Below are 26,337 nucleotides of genomic sequence, written 5' to 3' on the forward strand. Positions count from 1 at the left end.
GATCGCTTCGGAGGACCTCGACGCCACCCGTCCGAACGACGTACTGGGCCTGCTGGCGTTGGCGAAACAGGTTCTCGGAACCCACAACACGGTGGGTGAACCCACCTTCGGGCACACGGCAGGGTGCTTCCACGGCAGCGCCGTACTACCGCACCCCGCCGTACCGCACCACGTCGCCCGCGCACTCCACGACCGGCCGTCCTTCTCCCCAGCGCCCACGCCGCAGCCATCTCACCACGGTGGTGGGATTGACTCCTCTGTTGGTTAGTGGCAACTTACCGTTCGTGGGGACTTACGGATCTCTCGAAGCTGCCGGACCGGTGCTGGATGCACTGGGCGACCCGACGCGCCGGGTGATCCTCGAGACGCTGCGCACCGGCGGGCCGTGCTCGGTCGGCGTACTGGCCGAGCGCGTGCCCGTCAGCCGGCCCGCGATCTCGCAGCACCTGAAGGTGCTCGGCGCGGTCGGGCTGGTGCGGCACGAAGCGCGCGGGACCCGGAACATCTACCGAGTCCATCAGTCCGGTCTCGACGAGCTGCGCCGCTGGCTCGACCAGTTCTGGGACGACACGTTGCAGGCGTACGCCGAGCACGTCCGGCGGGCTGCCGCGCCGGACGGGCAGCAGACCGATGAGGAGCGGAAATGACTGTGGAACAAGAACTCTCACCGCTGGTGAAGACCGTCGTCGTACCGGTCGGCGTCGACCGTGCCTTCGCGGCGTTCACCGCGGAGACGTCGGCGTGGTGGCCGCTGTTCAGTCACTCGGTCGGCGAGGCGGCCGCGACCGGCGTCCGGCTGGAAGGCGCCGTCGGCGGCCGGATCGTCGAGTACGGCGCCGACGGGGACATCGCCACCTGGGGGACGCTTTCGGCGTGGTCGCCGCCAAACTCACTGAGCTTCAGTTGGCACCCGGGCGGCGACCCGTCCGAGGCCGGCGAGGTGACGGTCACCTTCACCGCCTGCGACGAGGGCACCGAGGTCCGCCTGGTGCACTCCGGCTGGGAGCGCCGCGGCGACGGCGCCCGGGCCCGCCGCAACTACGACACGGGCTGGGACTACGTGCTGGGCAAGTTCGTCGAGCACGCTCGATAGTTGGAGGATGGCGAACCCTCCACTCGACGTCCGCGCCCTCGACGCCGCACTGCGGCCGCACGGCGAATCGGTGATGCTGCCGAGGGCGGCGTACGTCGAACCGGAGGTGCTCGCCTGGGAACGCCGGCACTTCTTCGCCGGCACCTGGACCTGTCTCGGCCGCGTCGACGAACTCGCCGCCGGTACGACGCAACGCCAAGTGACCGTCGGCGACATTGCCACCGTGCTCACGTTCGGCGACGTACCCCGGGCCTTCGCGAACACCTGCCGGCATCGCGGCCACGAACTGCTCCAGCGCGACGAGTCGAGTGATCGCCGCGCGGTGGTGTGCCCGTACCACGGCTGGGCCTACGAACTCGACGGTTCCGTCCGGACCGCGCCGCGGATGGGCGATGCGTTCGACACGACGCCGTACGGCCTGGTCGAGCTGCCGGCCGAGGTGTGGCACGGCTGGCTGTTCGTGAACGCGACCGGTACGGCGACCGCGTTCGCCGACCATCTCGGCGGGATCACCGACCTCGTCGCGCCGTACGCGCCGGAGCGTCTTGCCCTGAAGTCGCGGCACACGTACGACGTGGCGGCGAACTGGAAGACGATCGTGGAGAACTATCACGAGTGTTACCACTGCCCGCTGATCCATCCCGAACTGTGCAAGGTGTCGCCGCCGACGTCCGGTGACAACTGGAACCTGCCCGGCACGTGGGTCGGCGGGCTGATGGACCTGCGCCCGGACGCCGCCACAATGTCGCTCGACGGTCGCTCTCTCGGGCTGCCGATCGAGGGCGTGAACCCGCGCCAGGTCAACTACCTCGGCCTGTTCCCCAACCTGCTGATCTCACTGCATCCCGACTACGTGATGACACACCGTCTCGAACCGCGCACACCGGGTCTGACCAGCGTCGAGTGCTCCTGGTACTTCCGGCCCGAGGTCACGGATCCGTCGTACGCCGTGGAGTTCTGGGACATCACGAACCGCGAGGACTGGGCCGCCTGCGAGTCGGTCCAGCGCGGCGCCGAGTCCCCGCATTTCCGTCCCGGGCCGCTCGCGCCCGCGGAGGACGCCGTTTACCAGTGGGTGACGATGCTCGCGCGCGGCTATCTGGGGAAGGCGCTGACCGGCCCCGCGTGACCTGCTGAGATCATCCATCGGATCCGCTCAACCTTTCCAGCGGGCCAAGCCATCTTCAGGCTGACCAGGTTGTCCGAGATAGGGGTTGGGATGGATCCGGCACGCGACCACGAATTCGCCGAGTTCGTGGACGGGCGGTTCACCGCGTTGCAGCGGTTCGGCTACTTGCTGACCGGCGAGTGGCATCTGGCCGAGGACCTGGTGCAGACCGCACTCACCAAGGTGTGGTTCCACCGGAACTCGTTACGCAGCAGCGCCGCGCTGGAGAGCTACACCCGGACCGTGATGGTGAACACCAGCACCCAGTGGTGGCGCCGGAAGTGGCGCGGCGAGACCCCCACCGGGGAGTTGCCGGAAGCACCGGCACCCGAGGCCTACAAGTCGGTCGACGACCGTGACTTGTTGCTGCGGGCACTCGCCACGCTCCCCCGCCGGACCCGCGCGACGCTGGTCCTGCGGTACTTCGAGGACCTGCCGGAGGCCGAGATCGCCCAGATCATGGGCTGCTCGGTCGGCACCGTGAAGTCGAACGTGTCCCGCGGCCTGGCCAAACTCCGTGAGCACCACCTGGTGGCGGCGGTCACCGCCGCCCCGTCCGTTCCGGCCCAGAAGGAGGGCTGAACCATGACCGACGATCTGAAGCAGCAGTTCGAGCGACTGGTCGCCGACGCGCCACCACCCGGCGCCCGGCCGAGCGAGGCCGTGTTCGCCCGGGTCCGGACGGCGCGCCGGCGCCGCACCGCCGGCGTGACGACGCTGGCCGTGGCCGCGGTGGCCGGTATCGCCGTTGCCGCGGGCAACTTGACCGACATCAGCAGTACGCCGCCGGTGACGAACAGCCCGAGCGCGCCGTCGACCGTCATCACCGCACCACCGACGAGCACGCAGACCAGCACTCCTTCGACAACGACGCCGAAGACCGACCCGGTGAACTCGACCACCACCGTGGGTACGACGGGGTCACCCGACAAGCCGAGTGGCACGACGAACACGCCCAAGACGAACACACCGCCGCCGGAGCGCCCGGTCACGGTCGACATCATGCTCAAGCCGACCGTGACCGGTCGCACGGTGTCGCTGCGAGTGACGGTCTCGGGCACCGTCGTCGTACCGGTCGCCGAGGACGGCAGGAATCTGTCCGCCGACACGTCGTTCGCCGATTTGTCCATGGGCACGACCATCGTCTGGGGCGACGGTCAGCAGGGCGGCTCGGACCCCGGAGCCGTGAACTGCTCGGGTACGACGCGCAGGAGCGGTCACCAGACGTACACGGCGTCCGAGCCGTACACCTACACCAAGCCGGGTACTTACACGATCCGCTTCGAGCTGCGGTACTGCGCCGGTAAGAACAGCAAGTGGAGCAACACCAAGACCGTGAAGGTGACGGTCAAATAGTCCAGGCGTGGTCGGAGGTGCCGGTGGTGGGCAGGCCGGCCGCCTTCAGGTCGGTGCGCAGATCGCGGGGCAGGGCGAACGTCAGGCTCTCCTCCGCGGTCGTCACCTCCTGGACGTCGGCGTACCCGCGCTCGGCCAGCCAGCGCAGGACGTCGCGGACCAGCACCTCCGGCACGCTCGCGCCGCTGCTCACCCCGACCGAGTCGACCCCGTCCAGCCAGGCCTCGTCGATCTCGTCGGCGAAGTCGACCAGGTACCCGGCCTTCGCGCCGTGCTCGATCGCGACCTCGACCAGGCGCACCGAGTTCGACGAGTTGCGGGAGCCGACCACGATCATCAGGTCGGCCTCAGGCGCCAGCTTCTTGACCGCGGCCTGGCGGTTCTGGGTCGCGTAGCAGATGTCGTCACTCGGCGGGTCCTGCAGGTGCGGGAACCGCTCGCGCAGACGGCGTACCGTCTCCATCGTCTCGTCCACGGACAGGGTGGTCTGGGACAGCCAGACAACCTTCTCCGGGTCGCGAACGACCACGTTCGGTACGTCGTCCGGGCCGTCGACCAGGTGCACGTGATCGGGGGCCTCACCGGAGGTGCCGATGACCTCCTCGTGGCCCTCGTGACCGATCAGCAGGATGTCGTAGTCGGTCGCGGCGAACCGCTTCGCCTCGTGGTGCACCTTGGTGACCAGCGGGCAGGTCGCGTCGATCGTCTTCAACTGTCGCGCGGCCGCCTCCTCGTGCACCACCGGGGCGACACCGTGCGCGGAGAAGATCACTGTCTCGCCCTCGGGCACCTCGGCGGTCTCGTCGACGAAGATCGCGCCGCGCTTCTGCAGCGTCTGCACGACGTACTTGTTGTGCACGATCTCCTTGCGCACGTACACCGGCGGCCCGTACAGGTCGAGGGCCTTCTCGACTGCCACCACCGCCCGGTCCACGCCCGCGCAGTACCCACGGGGAGCAGCGAGCAGCACCCGCTTGGTCCTCGTCGCGGTCGGCATAGACGTGTTCTCAGGCTGGACAGTCACGGTCCCAATGGTACGGGCCGCGGTGTACGCAGCCGCGCTCGCGCCTGTGAACAGCGTCACGACGCCGCGCGTCGGGGAGCCGTCCGCCCTGTCCGGACGGCTCCACCGTGGGAGGTGTTACCAGCAAGTCAAGAATCCCCGGAAAAAGCCTTGCTGGCAAAGCATTTTCCCCCGGTCCGCTGTGATCCCCGCTGAAATGTGCCCAGCTGCTCGGGCTTGGGAATGCGCTCGTGGACGTCCCCGCGAATGTCGATGGCGGGAATGTCGGCGCGGAGTCGTAGGGTCTGGGAGTGGCATTGGAGACCTCGCCGGAAGCGCCTGCGGCCGTCCGGACGATCGCGAACGGGATAGCGAGCTGGATCAACCAGCTCGGTGCCGTGTGGGTCGAGGGGCAGCTGACCGACGTCTCGATCGGACGCGGTACGACGACCGTGTTCGGGACACTGCGCGACACCGATGCCGACATCTCACTGCGGTTCACCTGCAACCGGCGGGTGTTCGAGGCCGTCCAGGTGCACGACGGTTCGCGGGTGCTCGTGCACGCCAAGCCGAACTTCTTCGCCCGGCGCGGCACGCTCGCGCTCGCGGTCAGCGAGATCCGGCACGTCGGCATCGGCGAACTGCTGGCCCGGATCGAGCGGCTGAAGCAATTGCTCGCCGCCGAAGGGCTTTTCGAGCCGTACCGCAAGCGCAAGCTCCCGTTCCTTCCGCACACGATCGGCTTGATCTGCGGTCGCGATTCCGCGGCCGAACGCGACGTCCTCGAGAACGCGAAGCGCCGCTGGCCGGCGGTCGCGTTCCGGATCGAGTACGCGTCGGTGCAGGGGCCGTCCGCGGCCGCCGAGGTGATGACCGCGCTGCGCAAGCTCGACGCCGACGAATCGGTCGAGGTGATCGTGATCGCCCGCGGCGGCGGATCGCTGGAGGACCTGCTGCCGTTCTCGGACGAGGGCCTGATCCGCGCGGTGTCCAAGACCGCGACGCCGGTGGTGAGCGCGATCGGCCACGAGCCGGACTCGCCGCTGCTCGACCTGGTCGCGGACCTGCGGGCGTCGACCCCGACCGACGCGGCGAAGCGGATCGTGCCCGACGTCCGCGAGGAGCTGGACGGCGTCAGGCTGCTGCGCGAGCGCGGTCTGCGCGCCATCCGGTCCTGGCTGGATCGTGAGGCGCACGCGCTGGCGGCGATCCGCTCCCGCCCCGCGCTCGCGGCGCCCGTCTCCGACCTGCAGCGGCGGTCCGACGAGATCACCGCCCTGCTCGAGCGCAGCCGCCGTACCCTCACTCATCGGCTCGACCGCGCGAGCGACGACATCGCGCACCGGTTGGCGAGTGTGCGGGCACTGTCCCCGAAGGCGACGCTCGAGCGCGGATACTCCGTACTCCAGCTCGCCGACGGCACCGCCGTACGGGAAGTGGCGCAGGTGGCGCCCGGCGACCTGTTGCAGGCGCGGGTCAGTGACGGCCGGTTCACGGTCGAGGTCCAGGATGCGCAGGCCGGCGATTCGCAGGAGGAGACGAAGTGAGCGATCGACCCGAGATGACGTACGAACAGGCCCGCGAGGAACTCGTCGAGGTCGTCCGCAAACTCGAGGCCGGCGGCACCAGCCTCGAAGAGTCCCTGGCCCTGTGGGAACGCGGCGAAGAACTGGCCGCCACCTGCCAACGCTGGCTCGACGGCGCCCGGGAGCGCCTCAACAAGGCGCAGGAAGCCCACCAGGAGAAGACCAACTGACCGCGCTCACGGTGCGCGCGGTGCTGGCCGGTGATCTGGCCGGTGATCTGGCCGGTGATGTGCCCGGTGATGTGCCTAGCGATCTGCTCGGCGATCTGCTCGGCGCGGCCGAGGCGCGGGTGGCGAGCTGGCGCGCCGCGTTCACCGGGCTCGTACCGCAGGACTTCCTCGACGGGATGGACCCGGCCGCGATCGCCTCCTCCTGGGCGGACAGCATCGCCGCCGGCCGCTCGAGGCTGCACGTCGCGGTCCGCGACGAGCAGGTGATCGGGTACGCCGGAGTCGGCCCCGAGCGCGATCCCACCGCCCCACCGAACACCGGCGAACTGTACGCGCTCTACGTACACCCCGCCCACTGGGGAACCGGCGCCGGCCGCGCCCTCACCGACGCCGCCTGCGACGACCTCCGTGCGGTGGGCTGCACCGCCGTATCGCTCTGGGTCCTCGAAGCAAACACCCGAGCCCGCCGCTTCTACACCACCTACGGCTTCACCGAAACGGCCGACCGAACCCACTCCTCCCTCAACAACCTCCCCGAACTCCGCCTCACCGCCCCCCTGTAACCCGCGCCTCCTCCACCGGCGCCGTGGTGGACCACGCCCGTGGCCGGGGCTGGACCTGAGCACCCGACTCGACCGACCACTGAGCACGGTTCTGCCGCGTGGCTCCTACGCCATGGCCCATCCCGGGACCTCGCACACCCCTCCGGGACCGTGCACCCCATCCGGGGACCTTGAACAAGCAATAACCACTCCACACCCACCACAACCTGTTCAAACCCCCGACTCCAGCCCGGCACGCCAACCGGCGCAGCCAACCTCATACGAACGGATAACCCCGCCAGTTAGGGGCTCTCTGCTCTCATACCGACGAAGAACCCTCAATGCGCGCGGTCATCCACTCGTATGCCGTGCCGCGGATCAGCCGGGCGGTGGTCTGGTCGGCGGCGGTGATGCCGTGGGGTGGTGCCGTGGGGTGGTGCCGTGGGGTGGTGCCGTGGGGTGGTGCCGTGGGGTGGTGCGGTTTGGTCGTCGGGGGTGGTGGCGGACCTGCAGCACTCACCAACCCGCGCCGGAGCCGCTGAACACGGCGTCCGCGAGCGTGGTCGGGAGGAGCAAGCAGAGGTTAGTGAGTGGTGGGCGTCCGCGACCTTGGTCGGCGTGAGCGATGGTGGCCGGTGCTTCTCGGCGGGGCGGCGGCAGCGAACGGAGGCCGCGCGGGGCGAATCGGCGTGTGAGCGGTCAGTTGGGGGTGCGGCGGCGGGGGCGGGGGTGGTTGGGGAGGGGAAGGGGGTGGTCGGGTGGGAGTTCCTGGGGTACGGCGGAGGTGCCGAGGGGCTGGTGGTACGTCGACCACGTCGCAGCGCGTGCTGGAATGTTGCCGATGGCATCGACTTTGGTGACGCGGTGGGTGCCGGAGCGGATCAGGTCCCACAGGTCGGCGTCGGTGCGCAGGCGGCGGAGTTCGCCGAACAGTTCGCGGCTGAACCAGCACGGATAACTCTCGCCGTCCTCGTACCGGCACACGCCGATCAGCGTCGCGGACTCGGCGACGAGCGACCATACGGTGGCGGAGGTGACGCCGGGCTGGTCACCGGCCAGGACGACGAGGCCGTCCGCTCGCCGATCGACGGCGTCCAGGGCCGGGACGATCGAGGCGCTACCCGTGTCGGCATGCGGAGACTCGACCACCCGAACGCGGGAGAAATCGACGCATTCGCGGATCTGCGCGGCCGCACTGCCGAGCGTCACGACCAACTGGTCGAACCCACACGCCCGCGCGCTGTCGACAGCGGCGCCCAGCAACGGTACGCCGCCGTGGTCCTGCAACTGCCAGGCGGCGCCGAGGTGCGGCGAACTGTCGGCGCCGAGCACGAGCCCCGTGACGAACATCGGCGGGTCAACTCCTCGCCGGGGACGGCACGACCATGTGGCGGCCTTTCTGCTGGTCCCCGAGCGTACGTCAGCCGCCTCGATCGAACCGCCCGCCGGCCGCGTGTGTCAACGACCGTCCGGAAAGTGGTCCGAATTGCCCGGAAAATGGGCACCCCGACGCACCCCCAAGCACAAACCCCAGTACATCCCAGCGCAACCCGGCAACACGTCAGGACAAACGGACAAACCTCACCGCAACACTGATGCGAACGATTCCAGCGCCGGATACCCCGCATTTCCGGCCACGATCGTGGTCACGCCGGAACCTACCAGGATCAAGGCGTTCTCGCCCTTCCGGTCGAGCAGGACCTTCCGTTGCCAGGTCACGCCGTCGACCGTCGCCGTTCCGTCGTCCGTCGTCTGACCGAGCTTGTCACGGACGAATTTCCCGCCGGTGACATTGGACTGCTCGAGACCGACGTACTTCTTCTCGTTGGTCACCACGCCGAGATGCCAGGTCATCGGGGCCTGTTCGGGACTGCGGAATTGCACGCTGGTCGCGACCCACCCGGCCGGCATCGGTTCGGGGCCGCGCACCCAGGAGGCGACCTTGCGCGCGTCCTCCAACTGAGCCGTGTACTCGACCGCCTTGGGCTTCTCCTCCTGCTTCGGCCGCCAGGTGACCGTCATCAGGAACGCAACCACGGCCAGGCAGATCACCAGCGCGAACACCATGTTGCCGACGGTCTGCGACTTGCGCTTGTCCCGCCGGTACGCCTGCCGGTACTCATTCGCCTCGGCCAGGAGCTGCGCTTTCTCCCGCGCCTTCTCCTGCGCCGCAGCCTCGTCGGACGCGCCCGGACCTGTGGAACTCATGCCCACAGTGTCTCGCGACGCGCAATCCGGCCGAACACCGGTCGGCGGCGTTGGCTACGATCCGTTGACATGAGTGACCCGACCATGCCGCCGGCCCACCTGGAGGTCGAGGCGCACGCGCCCGACCGCAACCTCGCCCTGGAACTGGTCCGCGTCACCGAGGCGGCCGCGATGGCGGCGGGTCGCTGGGTCGGCCGCGGCGACAAGAACGGCGCGGACGGCGCGGCGGTGAATGCGATGCGTACGCTCATCGGCACGGTCGGTATGAACGGCGTCGTGGTGATCGGCGAGGGCGAGAAGGACAACGCCCCGATGCTGTACAACGGCGAGCGGGTCGGCTCCGGCGAGGGACCCGAGTGCGACGTGGCGGTCGACCCGGTCGACGGTACGACGCTGGTGTCGAAGGGCATGGCCAACGGCATCGCGGTGATGGCGGTCGCGCCGCGCAACTCGATGTACGACCCGTCCGCGGTGTTCTACATGGAGAAGCTCGTGGTCGGTCCCGAGGCGGCCGAGGTGGTCGACATCCGGCTGCCGGTCGCGGAGAACATCCGCCGCGTCGCGAAAGCAAAGGGCAGCACGGTGGACGACGTCACGGTCGTCCTGCTGGACCGTCCGCGGCACGAGCAGCTGGCGGCCGAGATCCGCGCCACCGGTGCGCGGATCAAGTTCATCTCCGACGGCGATGTGGCCGGCGCGGTCGAGGCGGCCCGGCCGGACACCGGCCTGGACATGCTGCTCGGGATCGGCGGTACGCCGGAGGGCATCATCGCCGCCTGTGCGATGAAGTGCCTCGGCGGGAAGATCCAGGGCAAGCTCTGGCCGCAGGACGACGCCGAGCGGCAGCGCGCGCTCGACGCCGGGCACGACCTCGACCGGGTGCTCGACACCGACGACCTGGTCAGCGGCGACGACTGCTTCTTCGTGGCTACCGGGATCACCGACGGCGAACTGCTCCGCGGCGTCCGGTACGGCCGCTCGACCGCACGGACCCACTCGCTCGTCATGCGCTCGCGCAGCGGCACGATCCGCAGCATCGAGAGTGTTCACCAGCTGGAGAAGCTGCGCGCCTACTCCACCATCGATTTCGAGCACGCCCGATGACCGCTCCGCTGCTGGTGATCGGCGAGGCGCTCGTCGACATCGTGGCACCCGCGAAACCGCGCAACGGGAACGGCAAGGCCAACGCGACACCGGGCGGTTCGCCCGCGAACGTCGCGGTCGGCCTGGCGCGTCTCGGCGTACCGACCGAGCTGGTGACGCGCTTCGGCACGGATCCGTACGGCGACCAGCTCGGCGCGCACCTGTTCGGGAACGGCGTCCAGCTCGCGCCGGGATCGGTCGACCCGCACTTCCGGACGAGTACGGCGACCGCGTCGCTGAACGCGGCGGGCGTGGCGACGTACCAGTTCGACATCACCTGGGAACCGCCCGCGCTGTCGCTGTCGCGCGGCTGCCCGGCCGTCCACACCGGATCGATCGCCACCGTGCTCGAGCCCGGCGCATCGGCGATCCGCGCGTTCCTGGAGTCGATCGCCGATCAGCCGGTCACCGTGACGCTGGATCCCAACGCGCGGCCGAGCATCACGCCCGATCCTGTGTCCACGTGGGCCGCAGTCCGTGAGCTCGCGGCGTTGAGCGACCTGGTGAAGCTGAGCGACGAGGACTGCGAGTTTCTCTGCCCGGGCCTGTTGCCGGTGGAGATCGCAAAGGAGCTGCTGACCGCCGAGCGGACGCAGTGCGTGGTGATCACGCGCGGCGGCGAGGGCGCGCTCGGGGTCTCGCGGGAAACGCAGGTCGAGGTGGCAGCGCCGACGATCGAGGTTGTGGACACCGTCGGCGCCGGCGACTCGTTCATGTCGGCGCTGATCGCCGGTCTCGAGCAGCGTGGGCTGCTCGGCGAAACGCGGCTCGCGGGCCTGACCGGCGACGACCTGCGCGATGTTGTGGACTACGCGGTGAAGGCCGCGGCGATCACGTGTACCCGCCAGGGGGCCGACCCGCCGACCGCGGACGAGCACGCCGCCCAGTGGGGTTCTTGAGCGTGTCCGCGGCCGAGGCGTGGACCCGTGAACTGGAGTCCACCGGCCGCGTCGACTTCCGGCCGCGACGCGGCCGGCTGACGGTGCGGCTGATCGGATTCGGTCTGCCGATGGTGCTGTCGCTGCTGACCAACATCGACCATCTGCGTGCGGACGGCATCACGGACACCCTCGGTGTACTGCGGCTGACCGCCCTCGCGGCGTTCGTGTACGGCACCGCCTGGACGGCGTGGCAGCTGATCACGAGTCGCCCGCTGATCCGGGTGGACGCCGAGGGCATCACCCGCGGCCGCAACCTGCGCTGGTCGAGCATCACGCGGATCGACGACCCGGCCGGCTGGCCGCTGGCCCGTACGGTGCAGGTGCACCCGGCGGATCGCCGGACGCGGCCGATCACGATCCCGCAGGACCACGTCGAGGACCTGGACGCCCTCACGCCCTGGCTGCGCTCACTGCACGCTCGGCATTCAACTGACTGAGGCTCTCAGCTGACCGAGGGCACTCAGCTGACCGAGCTGCGCACGGCGCTGAGGTGTTCGCGGGCGCGGCCCGCGGCGAGCTCAGGATCCTTGGCGCGAATAGCATCGGCGATCGCCTCGTGCGCGGCCTGGTCGTGGCGGTGCCGGTACTCCTCGTCGAGTTTCAACATGTCGATCATGGCCCGGCGGATCCGCGGCACGAACGTGTCGAACAACTCGGTCAGTACGGCGTTGTGCGCCGCCGTGACGACCGCGCGGTGGAACGCGAGATCGGCCTCGATGTACCAGTCGTCGGGCGCGTTCGCAGCCGCGCGCTTTCGGTCCGCGAGCGTGTACCGGAAGTTCTTCAGGTCGGCCGGCGTGCGGCGCAGCGCCGCCAGCCGGGCGCCTTCGGTCTCGATCGCGAGCCTGCCCTCGAGGACGTCGGTGATGTCGGCCTTCCGCAGCACCTTGTCCCAGTCCTCGGCGGGCTGCAGCGCGATCACGAACACGCCCGCGCCCTGGCGGCTCTCCAGCACCCGGCGGCCCGCCAGCTCGCGGACCGCCTCACGGATCGTGGACCGGCCGACGCCGAGTTGCGCGGCCAGCGTGGTCTCGCCCGGGAGCTTCGCGCCGAGCGCCCATTCGCCGTCGCCGATCCGGCGCAGCAGTTCCTCGGCTGCCTGCTCCGCGAGCGGGTGACGACGAATCATGCGCAGCATTGTAGAGGTACTCAGGTTGTCAGCTTGTCTGAGGAGTTGATACGGTGCTGCCCATGCGCACGCTCCCGGTCCTCCGCCCCCTCGGCCTGCTTCTCGGCCGCCACGGCGGGAGCTGATCGACCGGCGCTCCCTCCGTGGAGTGCGGTCGTCCGCCGGTCCTCGCCTCTCCTGTGAAGGACCACCTGATCATGAATCGTCAGCAGCCCTCCCCCATGCCCAGCCACCGCTACCGCGACGTGTTCGCCCGCGTGCCGGTGGCGCCGGTCGCCCGCACCTGGCCGGACAACCGGATCACCACCGCTCCGCTGTGGGTGCCGGTCGACCTCCGCGATGGCAACCAGGCGTTGGCCGAGCCGATGGATCCCGAGCGCAAGCGCCGCTTCTTCGAGCTGATGGTTGCCATCGGCTACAAAGAGATCGAGGTCGGGTACCCGTCCGCGTCGCAGACCGACTTCGACTTCGTCCGGCTGCTCGCCGAGTCCGACCTGGTTCCCGACGACGTGACGATCGTCGTGTTCACCCCGGCCCGCCCGGACCTGATCGCCCGCACGGTCGAGTCGGTCGCCGGGATCCGCGGTGACGTCGTCGTCCACATGTACGCCGCGACCGCGCCGGTGTGGCGTGACGTCGTACTGCGGAAAACGCGTGCCGAGCTGGCGTCGATGATCTACGCCGGGTCCGAGCAGATCCTCCGGCTGGCCGGCGACTCGGTGCGGTTCCAGTTCTCGCCCGAGGTGTACAACCTGACCGAGCCGGACTTCGTCCTCGAGCTGGCCGATCAGCTCACCAAGCAGTGGGACGCGACGCCGGAGCGGCCGGTGATCCTGAACCTGCCCGCGACGGTCGAGGTCGCCACCCCGAACGTGTACGCCGACCAGATCGAGTACATGCACCAGAATCTTCCCCGCCGCGACGGCGTGATCCTGTCGGTGCATCCGCACAACGACCGCGGTACGGGCATCGCCTGCGCCGAACTCGCCGTACTGGCCGGGGCGCAGCGGGTCGAAGGGTGCATCTTCGGCAACGGTGAACGCACCGGGAACGTCGACATCGCCACGCTGGCGCTGAACCTGCACGCGCAGGGCGTCGACCCGATGATCGACTTCTCCGACATCGACGGAGTCCGGTCGGTGGTGGAGCACTGCACCCGGATGCCGATCCATCCGCGGCACCCGTACGTCGGCGAACTGGTGTACACGGCCTTCTCCGGCACGCATCAGGACGCGATCCGGAAAGGGTTCGCCATTCAGGGACCGGGTGCTTGGGAAGTGCCCTACCTGCCGATCGATCCGGCCGATGTCGGGCGCGGGTACGAGGCGGTGGTCCGGGTGAACAGCCAGTCCGGCAAGGGCGGGATCGCGCACGTGCTGGAGTCTGTGTACGGCATCGGATTGACGCCGGAGCAGGAGCGGGAGTTCGCGCGGCACGTACAGCGACGTACGGACGCGACCGGGCGCGAAGCGAGTCCGGAAGAGTTGAAGGCGTTGTACGAGGAGGTTTACGGGTGCTCGAACTGAAGGACGTCGACTTCGTCCGGGACGGCAAGCCCTTGCTGTCCGGGGTGTCGCTGACCGCGGGTGAAGGTGAGCGCTGGGCGCTGCTCGGGCCGAACGGCGCGGGCAAGAGCACGCTGCTCGGGTTGTGCGGTGCGGTCACGCATCCGACCCGCGGTACGGTCGAGATTCTCGGACGCCGCCTCGGTACGGTCGACATCCGCACCTTGCGCGAATCGATCGGCCACGTGAACCCGCGACATCCGCTGCGATCGTCGCTGAGCATCCGGGACGTCGTACTCACCGGTCTGACCGGAACGATCGAGCGGATGCCGCGCTGGGAGCCGACGCCCGCGCAGGAAGCCCGGGCGCTGGAGTTGATCGATCTGCTGGGGATCGGCGCGCTGGCCAAGTCGCTCTGGACCACGCTGTCCCAGGGCGAGCGCGGCCGCGCGCTGATCGCCCGCGCGCTCATCTCGGACCCGCAACTGCTGCTCCTGGACGAGCCGTCGACCGGCCTGGACGTGGCGGCCCGTGAGCAGCTCCTCGAAACCCTCGACCAGATCCACCTCAGCCACCCGCACCTGGCCTGGGTCCTGGTCACCCATCACCTCGAAGAACTCCCGACGTGCACGACCCACGCCGCCCTTCTCCGCGACGGCAAGGTACTGGCCGCTGGCCCGGTCGACGACGTCCTCACCACCGCCCACATCACCCGAACCTTCAACCACCCGATTCAGGTCACCCGCCACCACGACCGCTGGACCGCCACCGCCCAACGACGCTGACCGCCGGAGTCCTGCCGGTTACAGTGGAACTCGCTCCGGGGGTGGGCTGTGAGGGGCGGGGGCGTGCGATGGCTGTTATGGGTGAGCGGCTGCCCGAGGCCTGGATGGTGGAGTGGCAGCGGAACGGGCGGGTCGAGTTTCCGTTGCGGCGCTGGGCGTTCCTGCAGTTCCCGGTGGGGCTGGTGCTCGCGTTCGCGGCTTTCACCGGCAGCCGAGTGCCGGGCATGCTCGACGACGGCAACTGGCGGTACGTCGCCTACCTGTTGATCGCTGTGTACGTCGGCGCCGCGGCCATGATCGTCTGGCAACTGGTGACGCAGCGGCCGGCTCTCGTCGTCGACCGCAGGGGATTGCACCTGGGGCGACGGAGGTTCATGGCGTGGAGTGAGATCGGGGGGATCGGCTTCGTGTCCGGGCCTGGGTGGATCCGGCAACTGCCGATTCACCCCAAGCACGTCTGGGCGAAAAACCTGGTGCTGACACAGCACCATGTGAACGATCTGTCGGCGTTCCGCGTGTGGCTGGGCGAACTGCTGGACGAGTACCGGGATCCGGTCAGCTGAGGCCGAGGCGTTTGCTCAGGCGCGGGCCGCGTTTGATCTTGACCTCGCCCAGGATCGCCGTACCGCGGATGTGGAACCGCTTCGGCGCCGCGGACGGTGAGTTCGGGTCCGGTACCGCCTTGAGGCCGGCCTCCTGTTCGGAGATCGAGCCGAGGATCGGGTTGCTGTCCAGCAGGACGATCGCATTCTGCGGTACGCGGATCTTCACGTCGGCGAGGATCGACTTCACGTCGATGTAGATCTCGTCGTACGGGATCTGCGCCTCGGTGTAGTCGAGCGTGACGTCGCCGAGCACCGCGTGCACCTCCTGGCGCTGCGGGACCAGCCAGTTCCCGGTCCGCTTCTGGTCGGACAGGAACACGTTGATCACCGGTCCGGCCTGGACGAGCGCACCGCCGGCGTACTGCGGCGCGGCCGGAACGTCCTGCTGGGTGTGCGGCGCCCGCGGGCCGTTCGGCAGGTCGGCGGTGAGCTCGACGAGTTCGCCGTACGTCTTGGAGGCGTACAACGTCTCGAGCCGGTCCTCGAGCTCGGTGTAGGTCAGCCGGCCCTCGCCCGCGGCGTCGCGCAGGATGTCGGCGACCTCCTCCCGCTCCAGATCGGACACCCGCCGCCGCAGCGCCGGATCCTCGGGCTGCGCGGGCACCCTGTCCCGATCACCGGACTGCGCCGGCACGACATCCTGCGGTCGGTTCTCCTGAGGAAGTTCATCCTGAGCCACGCCAGAACCATACGCGCGCGACCGGCTCGCTGCCCCCAGGTTTGTCCCCCGGTTTCCCCCTGACCCCGTCCCTGACCTGGCCGCCGCGCGCTGGAGTGAGACGGAGGTCGCGTCGCCGGGTCGCGGGTCGAGAACTAGGCTTTGGGCGTCCAGTCCAGTCTGTGTGGAGGTATGCCCGGTGTCTGCCGACTTCAACTACTCCGACCTGTTGCCGTTGGGTGCCGACGAGACGGAGTACCGGCTGCTGACGACGGAAGGTGTCAGCACGTTCACCGCGGGCGATCGGACGTTCCTGCAGGTGCAGCCCGAGGTGCTGCAGGCCCTGACCGCCGAGGCGATGCACGACATCTCGCACTACCTGCGCACCGCGCACCTGGCACAGCTGCGACGCATCATCGACGACCCGGAGGCCTCCGGGAACGACCGCTTCGTCGCCCTCGACCTGCTGAAGAACGCGAACATCTCCGCCGGCGGCGTCCTTCCGATGTGCCAGGACACCGGCACCGCGATCGTGATGGGCAAGAAGTCCGAAGGCGTCCTCACCGGCGCGGTCGACGAGGAGTGGATCAGCCGCGGCGTGTACGACGCGTACACCAACCTGAACCTGCGCTACTCGCAGATGGCGCCGCTGACCATGTGGGACGAGAAGAACACCGGCACCAACCTTCCGGCACAGATCGAGCTGTACTCCACTCCGTCGTACGGCGACCCGGCGTACAAGTTCCTGTTCATGGCCAAGGGCGGCGGCTCCGCGAACAAGTCGTTCCTGTACCAGGAGACCAAGGCGGTCCTGAACCCGGCGCGGATGATGGAGTTCCTCGACGAGAAGATCCGGTCGCTCGGTACCGCGGCCTGTCCGCCGTACCACCTCGCCGTCGTGGTCGGCGGTACGTCGGCCGAGTACGCGCTGAAGACCGCGAAGTACGCCTCCGCGCACTACCTCGACACCCTGCCCACCAGCGGCTCGCCGGTCGGGCACGGGTTCCGGGACGTGGAGCTGGAGGAGGAGGTCTTCAAGCTGACGCAGCAGTTCGGGATCGGCGCGCAGTTCGGCGGCAAGTACTTCTGCCACGACGTCCGCGTGATCCGCCTGCCGCGGCACGGCGCGTCCTGCCCGGTCGCGATCGCGGTGTCCTGCTCGGCGGACCGCCAGGCGCTGGCGAAGATCACCCCGGAGGGCGTGTTCCTCGAGCAGCTCGAGCGCGAGCCGGCCCGGTTCCTGCCTGACACCACCGAGGAGCACCTCGACGACTCCGAGGTGGTTCGCATCGACCTGAACCGGCCGATGGACGAGATCCGCGCCGAGCTGTCCAAGCTGCCGGTCAAGACGCGGCTGTCGCTGACCGGTCCGCTGGTGGTGGCGCGCGACATCGCCCACGCCAAAATCAAGGAACGACTCGACGCCGGCGAACCGATGCCGTCGTACCTGCGCGACCACGCCGTGTACTACGCCGGACCGGCGAAAACTCCCGAAGGCTACGCGTCCGGCTCCTTCGGGCCGACCACGGCCGGCCGGATGGACGCGTACGTCGACCAGTTCCAGGCGGCCGGTGGCTCCTTCGTGATGCTTGCCAAGGGCAACCGCTCCGCGAAAGTGACGGCGGCCTGCAAGGAACACGGCGGGTTCTACCTCGGCTCGATCGGCGGCCCCGCGGCCCGCCTCGCCCAGGACTGCATCAAGTCGGTCGAGGTGATCGAGTACCCCGAACTGGGCATGGAAGCCATCTGGAAGATCCAGGTCGAAGACTTCCCCGCCTTCATCGTCGTCGACGACAAAGGCAACGACTTCTTCACCGACACCAAGAAGCCAGTCCCCCTCACCGTCCGCCCCCGTAGCTGATCCTGCGACCACCCGGCCCACCCACCGACCCGCACCGCCGACCCGCACCGCCAGGCGAGCGGCCACCGCTGCACCGCCGGGCGAGCGCCGCCGCCGCACCGCCGAGCGAGCGGCCACCGCCGCACCGCCGAGCGAGCGGCCACCGCCGCACCGTCGCACTGGCGGCTTGTGTCACCGCTGACCTGCTGTTGAACGCCAGCGGTGACAAATCCCGCCAGTGCGACCCCAGAGCCACATCCGGTCACCTCGCGACGACACGGCCGACGCACCACGAAGCAACACACGCGGACAGGCGGAATTCGTCGGGGGTTTGAACAGGAACTGGTGCGTGTGAACACGTTATTTCCTGTTCAACCCCACCATTTCCCGGCGAAGGTCCCCGACCGCCGACTCCCCCAGACGGCCGCACCTGGTGGCATCCGCCCCTGGCGAACCGACCGTCGCAGACCAACCGCGGCAAACCGACCCTGGTGAACCGACCCTGGCGAACCGACCCTGGCGGTGCCCGGCCGCGAGCGATGCGAGCGCGCCGCGGCTGCTCACCACTATCCGCCCGCTGCCACCCCGCCCATCTCACCCGGTTGAGCCTGCGCCGTCGTACTGGCGGCTTGTGTCACCGCTGACCTGCTGTTGAACGCCATCGGTGATACAACCCGCCACCAGGCGACCCACCGCCACATCCGGTCACCCGCGGCGACTCAGCCGGCACATCCGTGACCCCGCGGCGACACCACAGCCCCGTCCGGTCACCTCGCGGCGGCACAGCCGGCGCACCGCGAAGCGACACGCGCGGGCAGGTGGAACTCGTCGGAGGTTTGAACAGGAACCGGTGCGTGAGCACCGGTTATTTATTGTTCAAGCCCACCGCACCTTGTCCCACCCCACCAGACCGCGCGCCACCCCACCACGACCCGTCCCACCCCACCAGACCGCGCACCACCCCCCACGACCCGTCCCACCCCACCAGACCGCGCACCACCCCACCACCACCTGTCCCACCCCACCAGCACCTGTCCCACCCCACCAGACCTTGCCGCCGTCCCGTCGGCGGTGCGCCGACCAGCTCCCGCGCAGGCCGCCCGGCAGCGGACCGGGCGCTCGGTCCGTGGGTGGTTGACGTGGGGTGGGGTGGGGCGGACGCTCGGGGTGGGGGTGGTTGTGATGGGGCGGCGGATGCTTCGGGTGGGGAATCGGGTCGGGGTGTGGATGTACCGGACGTTGAACGGGCGGCTGGCGAGCGGGAGCAAGGATGTGCATGTCCTGCTGCTCACCACGCCCGGGCGGCGGACCGGCGTACCGCGGTCTACAGGTGTGCGGTACCTCGAGACGGACGAGGGGTTGTTGGTGTGGGGTACCGGGTCGGGGTCGCGGCAGGACCCGGACTGGTTCCGGAACCTTCGTGCGGCGCGGACGAGCGACGTACAGACCGGTTCCGAGCACAGGAGCATGCAGGCGCGGGAACTCACCGGGCACGAGCGCGCGACCGTGTGGACCGATGTCATTCTGCGTGAGGACCCGCGGATCGGCCGGTACGCGACCAAAGCGCGCCGAACGATCCCGATCGCCGTTCTCACCCCGACCCACAACCGCACCCGGACCCCCGACCGCGACCAGGCACCGACCGCCGACTGATCTGAGCGACCGCACTGATCGGACTCGACGACGAACAACCGGGGCGAGCCGGCGACTCGGGGACCGATCGCAGGCGAGCCCCCGACCGCCCTTGCGAGCAAACCTCCCGGTATTCATCCAGACGATCGCCCGGCGAACTTGCTCGTGGAGACCGGGCAATGCAGACTGCCCCGGGACACCCGAGGGGACAGGCTGTCTGGGCTTGCTGCCGTGAGGGGTGGCGTCAGCTGGCTTTGGTGTTGGGGTCGGATTGAGGAAGCTTCAGTAGTAGGGCCCTGGCGGCCTTGACCAGGTCGGCTTCGTTGTGGCCGAAGGCTTGGAGATAGCACCCGAGAGCCGAGCGCAGCATTTGGAGCTCGTCGGCTCGCAGCTCGATGGTGTACATACTTCCAAGCTAAGACCGCGGCCGTGAGTTGCAAGCGCTCGTGACCCAGCTGTTGTCAGCCGCCGTGCAGCTCCTCGGCGACGAGGGTGGGCTCGTGGGTCGTCGGCGCGTCGGGGAGCCGCCAGTAGGGCGGGGCGGACCAGGTCTGCCAGCCGTCGGAGAACGGCGCGGTCCACGCCTCGATGTCACGGATCGCGTCGTGCGCGTCGGCGACGATCCGCTCCGCCTCGGCCGCCGTGAACCGGCCGGCGCTGACGGCGCCTTCGAGCTCGTCCTCGTCCTTCCACTCGATCGAACGGTCGGGGTTGATCCACAGGTCGAGGACATGGTCGACGGTGCTGGTACGGCGGGCTTCCCGGTCACGGACGTGTTCGCGCTCGAGGTTCACGTACCACCCGCGGAACGTGCCGTCGGCGGCCCAGAAGTGCCAGACCGACCACGGCTTGCCGGCCGGTGACGCCTTCAGGATCCCGGTGCCCCGCCAGACGTCCAGCTTCAGTGCCCGCTCCGCGGTGAACATCTGGACCGGGCCGGCGTGCCGCAGCTCGCGTCCGTCCACCAGCACCGCCTTGAGCAGCGGCGTACCGGGAGCGAGCCACGCGACCAGCCCGTCGGCGTCGTCGCGGACGACGGTCATCGGCCGCACGTTCGGCTTGTCGGTGTGCCGCCCGGTGCCTTCGTAGACCCACTCGATTGTCGTGCCGGGCTCCCAGTACTGCGTCATACCACTCGTCGCGGTCGCCGTCATGGCTGCGCCGGGCGGGTCATGGACAGTACGTCGAGGGCGGCGTCGAGCTGCTCCTCGGTGAGATCACCCTTCTCGACATGACCGTTCTCGATGACGACCTCGCGGATCGTTTTGCCTTGTTTCAAAGCACTCTTGGCGACGGCGGCAGCGTTCTCGTACCCGATGTAGCGGTTCAACGGGGTGACGATCGACGGTGACGACTCGGCCAGTGCGCGGGCATGCTCGACGTTCGCCGTGATGCCGTCGACGCAGCGGTCGGCCAGCAGACGGGAACTGTTCGCAAGCAGGGTGATCGACTCGAGCAGGTTGCGGGCGATCACCGGCAGCATCACGTTCAGCTCGAAGTTGCCGCCGGCACCGGCCACGGTGATCGTGGTGTCGTTGCCGATCACCTGCGCCGCGACCATCAACGTCGCCTCGCAGATCACCGGATTCACCTTGCCGGGCATGATGCTCGACCCGGGCTGCAGGTCGGGCAGGGTGATCTCGCCGAGCCCCGCGCGCGGCCCGGAACCCATCCAGCGCAGGTCGTTGCAGATCTTGGTGAGACTGACCGCGACCGTCTTCAACTGGCCGGACAACTCCACCAAACCGTCGCGAGCGCCCTGTGCCTCGAAGTGGTCCTCGGCCTCGGTGAGCTCCAACCCGGTCCGCCGGTTCAGCTCGGCGATGACCGCTGCCGCGAAACCGGGTGGGGTGTTGATGCCCGTACCGACCGCCGTACCGCCCAGCGGCAGTTCGGCGACGCGCGGCAACGTCGCCTGCACGCGCGCGGCCCCGCGGCGGATCTGTTGCGCATACCCGTTGAACTCCTGGCCCAGCGTCACCGGCGTCGCGTCCATCAGATGCGTGCGCCCGGACTTCACCACCTCGGCGAACTCGGATCCCTTGCGGGACAACGATTCCGCGAGGTGCTCGAGCGCCGGCAGCAGCTCGTTGACGACGCCGGCCGTCGCGGCGACATGGATCGCCGACGGGAACGTGTCGTTCGACGACTGCGAGGCGTTGACGTGGTCGTTCGGGTGCACGTCGGCGCCGGAGTCACGGGTCGCCAGCGTGGCCAGCACCTCGTTGACGTTCATGTTCGTCGACGTACCCGAACCGGTCTGGAAGACGTCGATCGGGAACTCCCCGTCGAACTCCCCCGCCGCCACCCGGTCCGCGGCCGCCACGATCGCGGCCGATCGCTCCGCGTCCAGCACGCCGAGCGAGGCGTTCACGACCGCGGCCGAGGCCTTGATCTGCGCGAGCGCGTGCACGAGCTCAGGCGCCAGCGGCCGGCCGGAGATCGGGAAGTTCTCCACGGCACGCTGCGTCTGAGCCCGCCACAATGCGTCCCGAGGAACCTTCACCTCGCCCATCGTGTCGTGCTCGATCCTGAATTCCGCGTCATCACCCATACCTGCAGAGTACGTCGCTCACCGTCGCCGAAACGCACCGATCGACAACCTGTGGACAACGCCACAGCCGCGCGAGCGGTCAGCTCGAGGGGGCCGAGCCCTGGTAGACGTAGTACAGCTCGTCCCGTCCCTGCAGCTGGACCGGCACGGGCTTGATGTGACACATACCGAAGGCGTTGCGCACGGCCCCTTCCAACGCAGCTGACGCGGACGAGGACCACACCGTCAGAACACCGCCGGCGCGCAGCTTCACCCGGCACGCACTGAGGAACTCAGACGTGTAGATCGCCGAATTCTCGTTGTACACCAGGAAATCCGGCCCGTTGTCCACATCCAGCAGCACCGCATCCACCGACGCGTCCGGGAGCTCGCCAAGTACAGCACGTACGTCCCCCACCACCACAGCAACCCGCGGATCATCGAGCACCGAAGGGAGCAGACCGGACCGCATCCACCGCACCAGGTCAGGCTCGATCTCCGCGACGACGACCTTGCCGAGCCGTTCGTCGGCGAGCAGCGCCCGCACCGTGTACCCGAGCCCCAGGCCACCCACCAGCACCCGCTCCGGACGCGCCACCGCCGACAGCGCCGCGGACGCCAGCAACTCCTCGCTCGACGTCTCCCGATCGTCCATCACGAACACGCCGTTGACGCGCAGCTCCAGCGCCCCGTCGTCGTCCCGGCGCCGCAACACCAGCTCACCGCGCTCGCTTCGCGCCCGCGCGATCTCCACTACGTCACCGCCACTCAGCTCTACTGCCGGACTCGCGCCGCTCGGCGGCGCGCACCCGACTCTAGAGCCCGCTCAGCAGCCCAGCAGAATCAGTACCAGCCCTTGGCCTGCGAGTGATTCCAGGCCTTGCACGGCGAACCGTACGTCGCCTCGATGTAGTCCAGGCCCCACTTGATCTGCGTGATCGGATTGGTCCGCCAGTCCTTGCCGTACGCCGCCATTCGCTTGCCGGGCAGCGCCTGCGGGATGCCGTACGCCGAGGACGTCGGGTTGTCGGCGTCGACGCGCCAGCGGGACTCCTTGTTCCAGAGCTTCTCGAGGCAGCCGAACTGGCTTTCGCTCCAGCCGTGGTCGGGCAGCAGTTTGCGCGCGACCTCCTTCGGCGTGCCCTCGTACTTCTTGCGCTCGGCGTCCCGGCTGGCCCGCTCCTCGGCGGCGTCCCGGGAGGCCTCCCGCAGTGCCTGATAGCGCAGCAAAGCGGCGTTCTTCGCCTTCGACTTCTTGTCGGCCGCGTTCTGCAGGGCGATGCGCTGCTGCTCGATCGCCTCGACCTGGTTCCGCATCCGGACGGCGTCGGCGGCGATCTCGGCGGCCGTCTTCTGCTTGACCGACGGCGAGGTGACGGACGGAATCGCCTTCCCGCTGTTCAGCACGGCCATCTCGGCGCGCCCGGACACCTTCTCCGACGCATTGCTGCGTCCTGGTGAGCTGAAGAGGTCGATACCGGCGACAACGGAGACCACGGCGATTCCGGTGACTGCGAGAACCGCGACGGAGCGCTTCGCTTTCATCTGTCCTTCCGAGAAAACCCGACCCCCGTCGGCTGCAACGAGAACATACTCTGGCGTAAACCGTGCGTGATCACAAGCAGGTCACGAACGAACGGTGCGGCCGCCGCGTGGCGACCGCACCGTTCTTACCTTTGCTTTACAGACTGCTATTACCTAACGGTACGAATACTGCTTACCGACTACCTTCCCCGCCGCACCGCCCCGGTCACAACTGCAGGTCGTCAAGCATCTCGGTCACCAGCGCCGCGATCGGCGACCGCTCCGAGCGGGTCAGCGTGACGTGGGCGAACAGCGGGTGCCCCTTCAGCTGCTCGACCACCGCGACCACTCCGTCGTGCCGGCCAACCCGCAGGTTGTCCCGCTGCGCGACGTCGTGGGTGAGCACCACCCGCGAGTTCGCGCCGACCCGCGACAGCACCGTGAGCAGGACGTTCCGCTCCAGCGACTGCGCCTCGTCGACGATCACGAACGAGTCGTGCAGCGACCGGCCACGGATGTGGGTCAGCGGCAGCACCTCGAGCATGCCCCGGTCGATCACCTCGTCGATGACGTCACCGCTGGTCAGCGCGCCGAGCGTGTCGAACACCGCCTGGCCCCACGGCTGCATCTTCTCCGACTCGGTACCGGGCAGGTAGCCCAGCTCCTGGCCGCCGACCGCGAACACCGGCCGGAAGACGACGACCTTCTTGTGCTGGCGCCGTTCCATCACCGACTCCAGGCCGGCGCACAGCGCGAGCGCGGACTTGCCGGTGCCGGCGCGGCCGCCGAGTGAGATGATCCCGATGTCGGGGTCCAGCAGCAGGTCGAGTGCGACCCGCTGCTCGGCGGACCGGCCGCGGATCCCGAACGCCTCGCGGTCGCCGCGGACCAACCGGATCCGCTTGTCCGGCATCACCCGGCCGAGCGCGCTACCGCGGTCGGACAGCATCACCAGGCCGGTGTGCGTCGGATACTCACCCGCCTCGGTGAGTTCGACCGTCCCGCTCTCGTACAGGTCGTCCACGACGTGCGTACCGACCTCGAGCTCCGCCATCCCGGTCCAGCCGGACTCCAGGGTCAGCTCGGCGCGGTACTCCTCGGCCGTCAGACCGCACGCCGAGGCCTTCACCCGCATCGGCAGGTCCTTCGAGACCAGCGTGACGTCGCGGCCCTCGGCCTGGAAGTTGCAGGCCACGGCCAGGATGCGGCTGTCGTTGTCGCCGAGCCGGAAGCCGGCCGGCAGCGTCTCGGGGTCGGTGTGGTTCAGTTCGACCCGGAGAGTTCCACCCTTCTCCCCCACTGGCAGGGGCGCGTCCAGACGTCCGTGCAGGATCCGGAGCTCGTCGAGCAGGCGGAGCGCGGTCCGCGCGAAGTAGCCGAGTTCCGGGTGATGCCGTTTGGCCTCCAATTCGGTGACGACGACGACCGGTACGACGACCTCGTGCTCGTCGAACCGCAGCATGGCGTGCGGGTCGGAAAGGAGCACCGAGGTGTCCAGCACGAACGTGCGCTGGGCCGGTGTGGATGAGGTACTTGACGCCTTGGCGTGGATGGCCATGTCGCACGTCCTCTTCTAGGCCGTGACGTGCACCCTCGCCCCGGCCCGCCAGTGGTTAGGTGATGGACCGGGTGCTGCCCCCGGGGTCCGGTGCAGACCCCGTTCGCCGTGCCGCACGCGCAACGACGAGAATCGTTGAGATCGAGCCCTGGGAACGCGCCCGGGGTCTCGGGTACTCCGTTCTGCCCCTCATGGGGCTTCCGGCTGGAACGAGATTCGCACTCTGATCGGGCCTCCCGGACAGCCGGCTTCCCCTCCGACCGTCATTGTCAGAGTAGAAGTACCCGCCAAACCGCGCAGCCCGACACGCCCGGCCTCGGGGTTAACACCGCGTTACAGCGGCCCCCCACCCGGGGGACCCGCGTCACTCTCCGGGGTGATCCGGTCCGGCGGTGTGTCGCGCGACGCTCAGAACATGACCAAGAACTGGCCGACATGGACCGGGTACACCACCGCGATCTGGTCGCTCGGGTACGGCGTGCTCGGGCTGTACTGGGCGCTCGGCGGCGCCGGTTATCCGTTCGCCGAGGTACCTGACGATCGCGCCACGGCGTCGATTCTCGAAGGTACGCCGGTGCACGTCGTAGCGCCCGCGATGGCAGCACTCGGCCTCGGCGGCGCCGTACTCGCGGTCGTGATGACGCGGACGCGGGCGCGCGGGTCGGTCCCGCAGACGATCGCCGCGGTGCTCGCAGTCGGTCTCGCGATCGTCGTACCGGACTTCACGCTCGTCGCGCTTGTCGCCTTCGCGCCGCTGCTCGTGGTGTTCGCGTTCACCGGCGTACCAGGGCCGCAGGACGGCGTCGGCGACATCCTGTACTGGCACCGGGTGAACCTGATCATCCTGTTCGTCGGCGGCCTGCTGTGGGCCGCGACCGCGATCGCGTACCACCGGCGGAGCCGCAGCGCGTGCGTCTCGTGCGGCCGCGGTACGAGACAGCCGCGATGGAAGCAGCCGCAGGCGGCGCGACGCTGGGGCCGGTGGGCAGTCGTGGTCGCGGTGCTGGCGAACGTGCCGTACGAGTTCACCAGGGTCGCCTGGTACTTCGGCTGGCCGCTCGGTATCCCGGACGAGTTCCACCGGATGATGGCCGACACGCCCGGAATGCTCGAGATGGGCCTCGGCCTGGCCGTGGCGGGTCTCGGCGGCGGCGTCCTCACCCACGGGCTGGTGCACCGGTGGGGCGAGGTGTATCCACGCTGGATCTGGTTCAAGGCCGGTCGGCGCGTCCCGCCGTACCTGGCGATCGTCCCGGCGTCGATCGTTTCGGTCGTACTGGTACCCGCTGGGGTGATGAACCTGCGCATCCCCGTGCAGCGCGACCAGTGGGCCGTCAACGGGCCGGGCATCCTCTGGA

General features: G+C 69.1%; 27 protein-coding genes. 16 read left to right on the forward strand and 11 right to left on the reverse strand.

What is annotated here, in order from left to right; translation table 11 throughout:
* Nucleotides 1–284 precede the first annotated feature (284 nt).
* The 5 genes from AB0B82_RS27180 (at nucleotide 285) to AB0B82_RS27200 (ending at nucleotide 3,617) form a co-directional block, all read left to right on the forward strand.
* Complete coding sequence (locus tag AB0B82_RS27180) at nucleotides 285–647, forward strand: metalloregulator ArsR/SmtB family transcription factor (RefSeq protein ID WP_360174339.1); 363 nt, start codon at nucleotides 285–287, stop codon at nucleotides 645–647.
* A complete protein-coding gene (locus AB0B82_RS27185; protein WP_360174342.1) occupies nucleotides 644–1,093 on the forward strand; it encodes an SRPBCC domain-containing protein in 450 nt (149 codons plus the stop codon). Before AB0B82_RS27180 ends, AB0B82_RS27185 begins: the two co-directional genes overlap by 4 nt.
* 7 nt (nucleotides 1,094–1,100) lie before the next feature.
* Nucleotides 1,101–2,222 (forward strand): aromatic ring-hydroxylating dioxygenase subunit alpha, encoded by a 1,122-nt coding sequence (locus AB0B82_RS27190; protein ID WP_360174345.1) that lies wholly within the window; start codon nucleotides 1,101–1,103, stop codon nucleotides 2,220–2,222.
* Nucleotides 2,223–2,312: 90 nt separating this feature from the next.
* On the forward strand, nucleotides 2,313–2,843 hold the full coding sequence (locus AB0B82_RS27195; RefSeq protein ID WP_360174348.1) for a SigE family RNA polymerase sigma factor: 531 nt from the start codon (nucleotides 2,313–2,315) through the stop codon (nucleotides 2,841–2,843).
* A 3-nt stretch (nucleotides 2,844–2,846) separates the two neighbouring features.
* Nucleotides 2,847–3,617, forward strand: a complete 771-nt coding sequence (locus AB0B82_RS27200) for a hypothetical protein (protein WP_360174351.1) — start codon at nucleotides 2,847–2,849, stop codon at nucleotides 3,615–3,617.
* On the opposite strand, the gene AB0B82_RS27205 is transcribed toward AB0B82_RS27200, so the two are convergent.
* Nucleotides 3,610–4,614: a 4-hydroxy-3-methylbut-2-enyl diphosphate reductase gene (locus tag AB0B82_RS27205; protein WP_360174438.1), complete on the reverse strand. Its 1,005-nt coding sequence runs from the start codon at nucleotides 4,612–4,614 to the stop codon at nucleotides 3,610–3,612. The two genes, AB0B82_RS27200 and AB0B82_RS27205, sit on opposite strands and share 8 nt — an antisense overlap.
* A gap of 317 nt (nucleotides 4,615–4,931) precedes the next feature.
* On the opposite strand from AB0B82_RS27205, the gene xseA reads away from it, so the two are divergent.
* The 3 genes from xseA to AB0B82_RS27220 are packed head-to-tail and all read left to right on the forward strand — an operon-like array spanning nucleotide 4,932 to nucleotide 6,939.
* A complete protein-coding gene (xseA, locus tag AB0B82_RS27210) occupies nucleotides 4,932–6,167 on the forward strand; it encodes an exodeoxyribonuclease VII large subunit (RefSeq protein WP_360174354.1) in 1,236 nt (411 codons plus the stop codon).
* Nucleotides 6,168–6,181: 14 nt separating this feature from the next.
* Nucleotides 6,182–6,376 carry an exodeoxyribonuclease VII small subunit gene (locus AB0B82_RS27215; RefSeq protein WP_360174441.1) on the forward strand — a complete coding sequence of 65 codons (195 nt, stop codon included), beginning with the start codon at nucleotides 6,182–6,184 and terminating at the stop codon, nucleotides 6,374–6,376.
* 20 nt (nucleotides 6,377–6,396) lie between these two features.
* The gene (locus AB0B82_RS27220; protein ID WP_360174357.1) at nucleotides 6,397–6,939 is read left to right on the forward strand and encodes a GNAT family N-acetyltransferase; all 543 of its coding nucleotides are present in this window, start codon (nucleotides 6,397–6,399) and stop codon (nucleotides 6,937–6,939) included.
* A 678-nt stretch (nucleotides 6,940–7,617) separates the two neighbouring features.
* Here AB0B82_RS27220 and AB0B82_RS27225 read toward each other — a convergent pair.
* Both AB0B82_RS27225 and AB0B82_RS27230 read right to left on the reverse strand, forming a co-directional pair.
* Nucleotides 7,618–8,268 carry an NTP transferase domain-containing protein gene (locus AB0B82_RS27225; protein WP_360174360.1) on the reverse strand — a complete coding sequence of 217 codons (651 nt, stop codon included), beginning with the start codon at nucleotides 8,266–8,268 and terminating at the stop codon, nucleotides 7,618–7,620.
* 231 nt (nucleotides 8,269–8,499) lie between these two features.
* Nucleotides 8,500–9,126, reverse strand: coding sequence for a DUF4245 domain-containing protein (locus AB0B82_RS27230; protein WP_360174363.1), 627 nt, complete (start codon nucleotides 9,124–9,126; stop codon nucleotides 8,500–8,502).
* 69 nt (nucleotides 9,127–9,195) lie between these two features.
* Between AB0B82_RS27230 and glpX the strand changes: the two genes are divergently transcribed.
* Genes glpX through AB0B82_RS27245 form a run of 3 tightly spaced genes read left to right on the forward strand, consistent with a single transcriptional unit; the run spans nucleotide 9,196 to nucleotide 11,647 of the window.
* Nucleotides 9,196–10,230, forward strand: a complete 1,035-nt coding sequence (gene glpX / locus AB0B82_RS27235) for a class II fructose-bisphosphatase (protein WP_360174366.1) — start codon at nucleotides 9,196–9,198, stop codon at nucleotides 10,228–10,230.
* Nucleotides 10,227–11,168 carry a carbohydrate kinase gene (locus tag AB0B82_RS27240; protein WP_360174369.1) on the forward strand — a complete coding sequence of 314 codons (942 nt, stop codon included), beginning with the start codon at nucleotides 10,227–10,229 and terminating at the stop codon, nucleotides 11,166–11,168. Before glpX ends, AB0B82_RS27240 begins: the two co-directional genes overlap by 4 nt.
* A gap of 2 nt (nucleotides 11,169–11,170) precedes the next feature.
* Nucleotides 11,171–11,647 carry a hypothetical protein gene (locus tag AB0B82_RS27245; protein WP_360174372.1) on the forward strand — a complete coding sequence of 159 codons (477 nt, stop codon included), beginning with the start codon at nucleotides 11,171–11,173 and terminating at the stop codon, nucleotides 11,645–11,647.
* Nucleotides 11,648–11,670: 23 nt separating this feature from the next.
* Here the strand turns inward: AB0B82_RS27245 and AB0B82_RS27250 are convergent, their stop codons facing one another.
* A complete protein-coding gene (locus AB0B82_RS27250) occupies nucleotides 11,671–12,339 on the reverse strand; it encodes a FadR/GntR family transcriptional regulator (RefSeq protein WP_360174375.1) in 669 nt (222 codons plus the stop codon).
* A gap of 197 nt (nucleotides 12,340–12,536) precedes the next feature.
* Here AB0B82_RS27250 and AB0B82_RS27255 point away from each other — a divergent pair, with 197 nt between their 5' ends.
* The 3 genes from AB0B82_RS27255 (at nucleotide 12,537) to AB0B82_RS27265 (ending at nucleotide 15,192) form a co-directional block, all read left to right on the forward strand.
* Entirely contained in the window at nucleotides 12,537–13,865 is a 1,329-nt protein-coding gene (locus AB0B82_RS27255; RefSeq protein WP_360174378.1) for a 2-isopropylmalate synthase, read from the forward strand.
* A complete protein-coding gene (locus tag AB0B82_RS27260; RefSeq protein WP_360174381.1) occupies nucleotides 13,853–14,629 on the forward strand; it encodes an ATP-binding cassette domain-containing protein in 777 nt (258 codons plus the stop codon). The genes AB0B82_RS27255 and AB0B82_RS27260 overlap by 13 nt, the downstream gene beginning before the upstream one ends.
* Nucleotides 14,630–14,706: 77 nt before the next feature.
* A complete protein-coding gene (locus AB0B82_RS27265) occupies nucleotides 14,707–15,192 on the forward strand; it encodes a hypothetical protein (protein ID WP_360174384.1) in 486 nt (161 codons plus the stop codon).
* Here the strand turns inward: AB0B82_RS27265 and AB0B82_RS27270 are convergent.
* Nucleotides 15,185–15,913 carry a DUF1707 domain-containing protein gene (locus AB0B82_RS27270; RefSeq protein ID WP_360174387.1) on the reverse strand — a complete coding sequence of 243 codons (729 nt, stop codon included), beginning with the start codon at nucleotides 15,911–15,913 and terminating at the stop codon, nucleotides 15,185–15,187. The genes AB0B82_RS27265 and AB0B82_RS27270 overlap by 8 nt on opposite strands.
* Nucleotides 15,914–16,091: 178 nt before the next feature.
* On the opposite strand from AB0B82_RS27270, the gene AB0B82_RS27275 reads away from it, so the two are divergent.
* Nucleotides 16,092–17,753 (forward strand): fumarate hydratase, encoded by a 1,662-nt coding sequence (locus AB0B82_RS27275; RefSeq protein ID WP_360174390.1) that lies wholly within the window; start codon nucleotides 16,092–16,094, stop codon nucleotides 17,751–17,753.
* Nucleotides 17,754–18,926: 1,173 nt separating this feature from the next.
* Nucleotides 18,927–19,385 (forward strand): nitroreductase/quinone reductase family protein, encoded by a 459-nt coding sequence (locus AB0B82_RS27280; protein WP_360174393.1) that lies wholly within the window; start codon nucleotides 18,927–18,929, stop codon nucleotides 19,383–19,385.
* Between the two features lie 223 nt (nucleotides 19,386–19,608).
* Here the strand turns inward: AB0B82_RS27280 and AB0B82_RS27285 are convergent, their stop codons facing one another.
* From AB0B82_RS27285 to AB0B82_RS27310, 6 genes are all read right to left on the reverse strand, one after another.
* The gene (locus AB0B82_RS27285) at nucleotides 19,609–19,770 is read right to left on the reverse strand and encodes a hypothetical protein (RefSeq protein ID WP_360174396.1); all 162 of its coding nucleotides are present in this window, start codon (nucleotides 19,768–19,770) and stop codon (nucleotides 19,609–19,611) included.
* Nucleotides 19,771–19,825: 55 nt separating this feature from the next.
* Entirely contained in the window at nucleotides 19,826–20,494 is a 669-nt protein-coding gene (locus AB0B82_RS27290) for a DUF402 domain-containing protein (protein WP_360174399.1), read from the reverse strand.
* Nucleotides 20,495–20,514: 20 nt separating this feature from the next.
* The gene (locus tag AB0B82_RS27295; RefSeq protein ID WP_360174402.1) at nucleotides 20,515–21,918 is read right to left on the reverse strand and encodes a class II fumarate hydratase; all 1,404 of its coding nucleotides are present in this window, start codon (nucleotides 21,916–21,918) and stop codon (nucleotides 20,515–20,517) included.
* A 79-nt stretch (nucleotides 21,919–21,997) separates the two neighbouring features.
* Nucleotides 21,998–22,651 (reverse strand): hypothetical protein, encoded by a 654-nt coding sequence (locus tag AB0B82_RS27300; protein WP_360174405.1) that lies wholly within the window; start codon nucleotides 22,649–22,651, stop codon nucleotides 21,998–22,000.
* A gap of 89 nt (nucleotides 22,652–22,740) precedes the next feature.
* Nucleotides 22,741–23,442 (reverse strand): hypothetical protein, encoded by a 702-nt coding sequence (locus tag AB0B82_RS27305; protein WP_360174408.1) that lies wholly within the window; start codon nucleotides 23,440–23,442, stop codon nucleotides 22,741–22,743.
* Between the two features lie 205 nt (nucleotides 23,443–23,647).
* A complete protein-coding gene (locus AB0B82_RS27310; protein ID WP_360174411.1) occupies nucleotides 23,648–24,979 on the reverse strand; it encodes a PhoH family protein in 1,332 nt (443 codons plus the stop codon).
* Between the last annotated feature and the right edge of the window lie 1,358 nt (nucleotides 24,980–26,337).

It is taken from the genome of Kribbella sp. NPDC048915 (assembly GCF_040649595.1).
Lineage (GTDB): Bacteria > Actinomycetota > Actinomycetes > Propionibacteriales > Kribbellaceae > Kribbella.

What these genes read in the sequence shown, in the direction of transcription:
- AB0B82_RS27285 (WP_360174396.1), bottom strand. Translation starts at nt 19,770, where the DNA reads ATGTACACCATCGAGCTGCGAGCCGACGAGCTCCAAATGCTGCGCTCG.
- AB0B82_RS27290 (WP_360174399.1), bottom strand. Translation starts at nt 20,494, where the DNA reads ATGACGCAGTACTGGGAGCCCGGCACGACAATCGAGTGGGTCTACGAA.
- AB0B82_RS27265 (WP_360174384.1), top strand. Translation starts at nt 14,707, where the DNA reads ATGGGTGAGCGGCTGCCCGAGGCCTGGATGGTGGAGTGGCAGCGGAAC.
- AB0B82_RS27250 (WP_360174375.1), bottom strand. Translation starts at nt 12,339, where the DNA reads ATGATTCGTCGTCACCCGCTCGCGGAGCAGGCAGCCGAGGAACTGCTG.
- AB0B82_RS27215 (WP_360174441.1), top strand. Translation starts at nt 6,182, where the DNA reads ATGACGTACGAACAGGCCCGCGAGGAACTCGTCGAGGTCGTCCGCAAA.
- AB0B82_RS27230 (WP_360174363.1), bottom strand. Translation starts at nt 9,126, where the DNA reads ATGAGTTCCACAGGTCCGGGCGCGTCCGACGAGGCTGCGGCGCAGGAG.
- AB0B82_RS27255 (WP_360174378.1), top strand. Translation starts at nt 12,537, where the DNA reads ATGAATCGTCAGCAGCCCTCCCCCATGCCCAGCCACCGCTACCGCGAC.
- AB0B82_RS27280 (WP_360174393.1), top strand. Translation starts at nt 18,927, where the DNA reads ATGCTTCGGGTGGGGAATCGGGTCGGGGTGTGGATGTACCGGACGTTG.
- AB0B82_RS27225 (WP_360174360.1), bottom strand. Translation starts at nt 8,268, where the DNA reads ATGTTCGTCACGGGGCTCGTGCTCGGCGCCGACAGTTCGCCGCACCTC.
- AB0B82_RS27185 (WP_360174342.1), top strand. Translation starts at nt 644, where the DNA reads ATGACTGTGGAACAAGAACTCTCACCGCTGGTGAAGACCGTCGTCGTA.
- AB0B82_RS27305 (WP_360174408.1), bottom strand. Translation starts at nt 23,442, where the DNA reads ATGAAAGCGAAGCGCTCCGTCGCGGTTCTCGCAGTCACCGGAATCGCC.
- AB0B82_RS27205 (WP_360174438.1), bottom strand. Translation starts at nt 4,614, where the DNA reads ATGCCGACCGCGACGAGGACCAAGCGGGTGCTGCTCGCTGCTCCCCGT.
- glpX (WP_360174366.1), top strand. Translation starts at nt 9,196, where the DNA reads ATGAGTGACCCGACCATGCCGCCGGCCCACCTGGAGGTCGAGGCGCAC.
- AB0B82_RS27200 (WP_360174351.1), top strand. Translation starts at nt 2,847, where the DNA reads ATGACCGACGATCTGAAGCAGCAGTTCGAGCGACTGGTCGCCGACGCG.
- AB0B82_RS27190 (WP_360174345.1), top strand. Translation starts at nt 1,101, where the DNA reads ATGGCGAACCCTCCACTCGACGTCCGCGCCCTCGACGCCGCACTGCGG.
- AB0B82_RS27295 (WP_360174402.1), bottom strand. Translation starts at nt 21,918, where the DNA reads ATGGGTGATGACGCGGAATTCAGGATCGAGCACGACACGATGGGCGAG.
- AB0B82_RS27240 (WP_360174369.1), top strand. Translation starts at nt 10,227, where the DNA reads ATGACCGCTCCGCTGCTGGTGATCGGCGAGGCGCTCGTCGACATCGTG.
- AB0B82_RS27195 (WP_360174348.1), top strand. Translation starts at nt 2,313, where the DNA reads ATGGATCCGGCACGCGACCACGAATTCGCCGAGTTCGTGGACGGGCGG.
- AB0B82_RS27310 (WP_360174411.1), bottom strand. Translation starts at nt 24,979, where the DNA reads ATGGCCATCCACGCCAAGGCGTCAAGTACCTCATCCACACCGGCCCAG.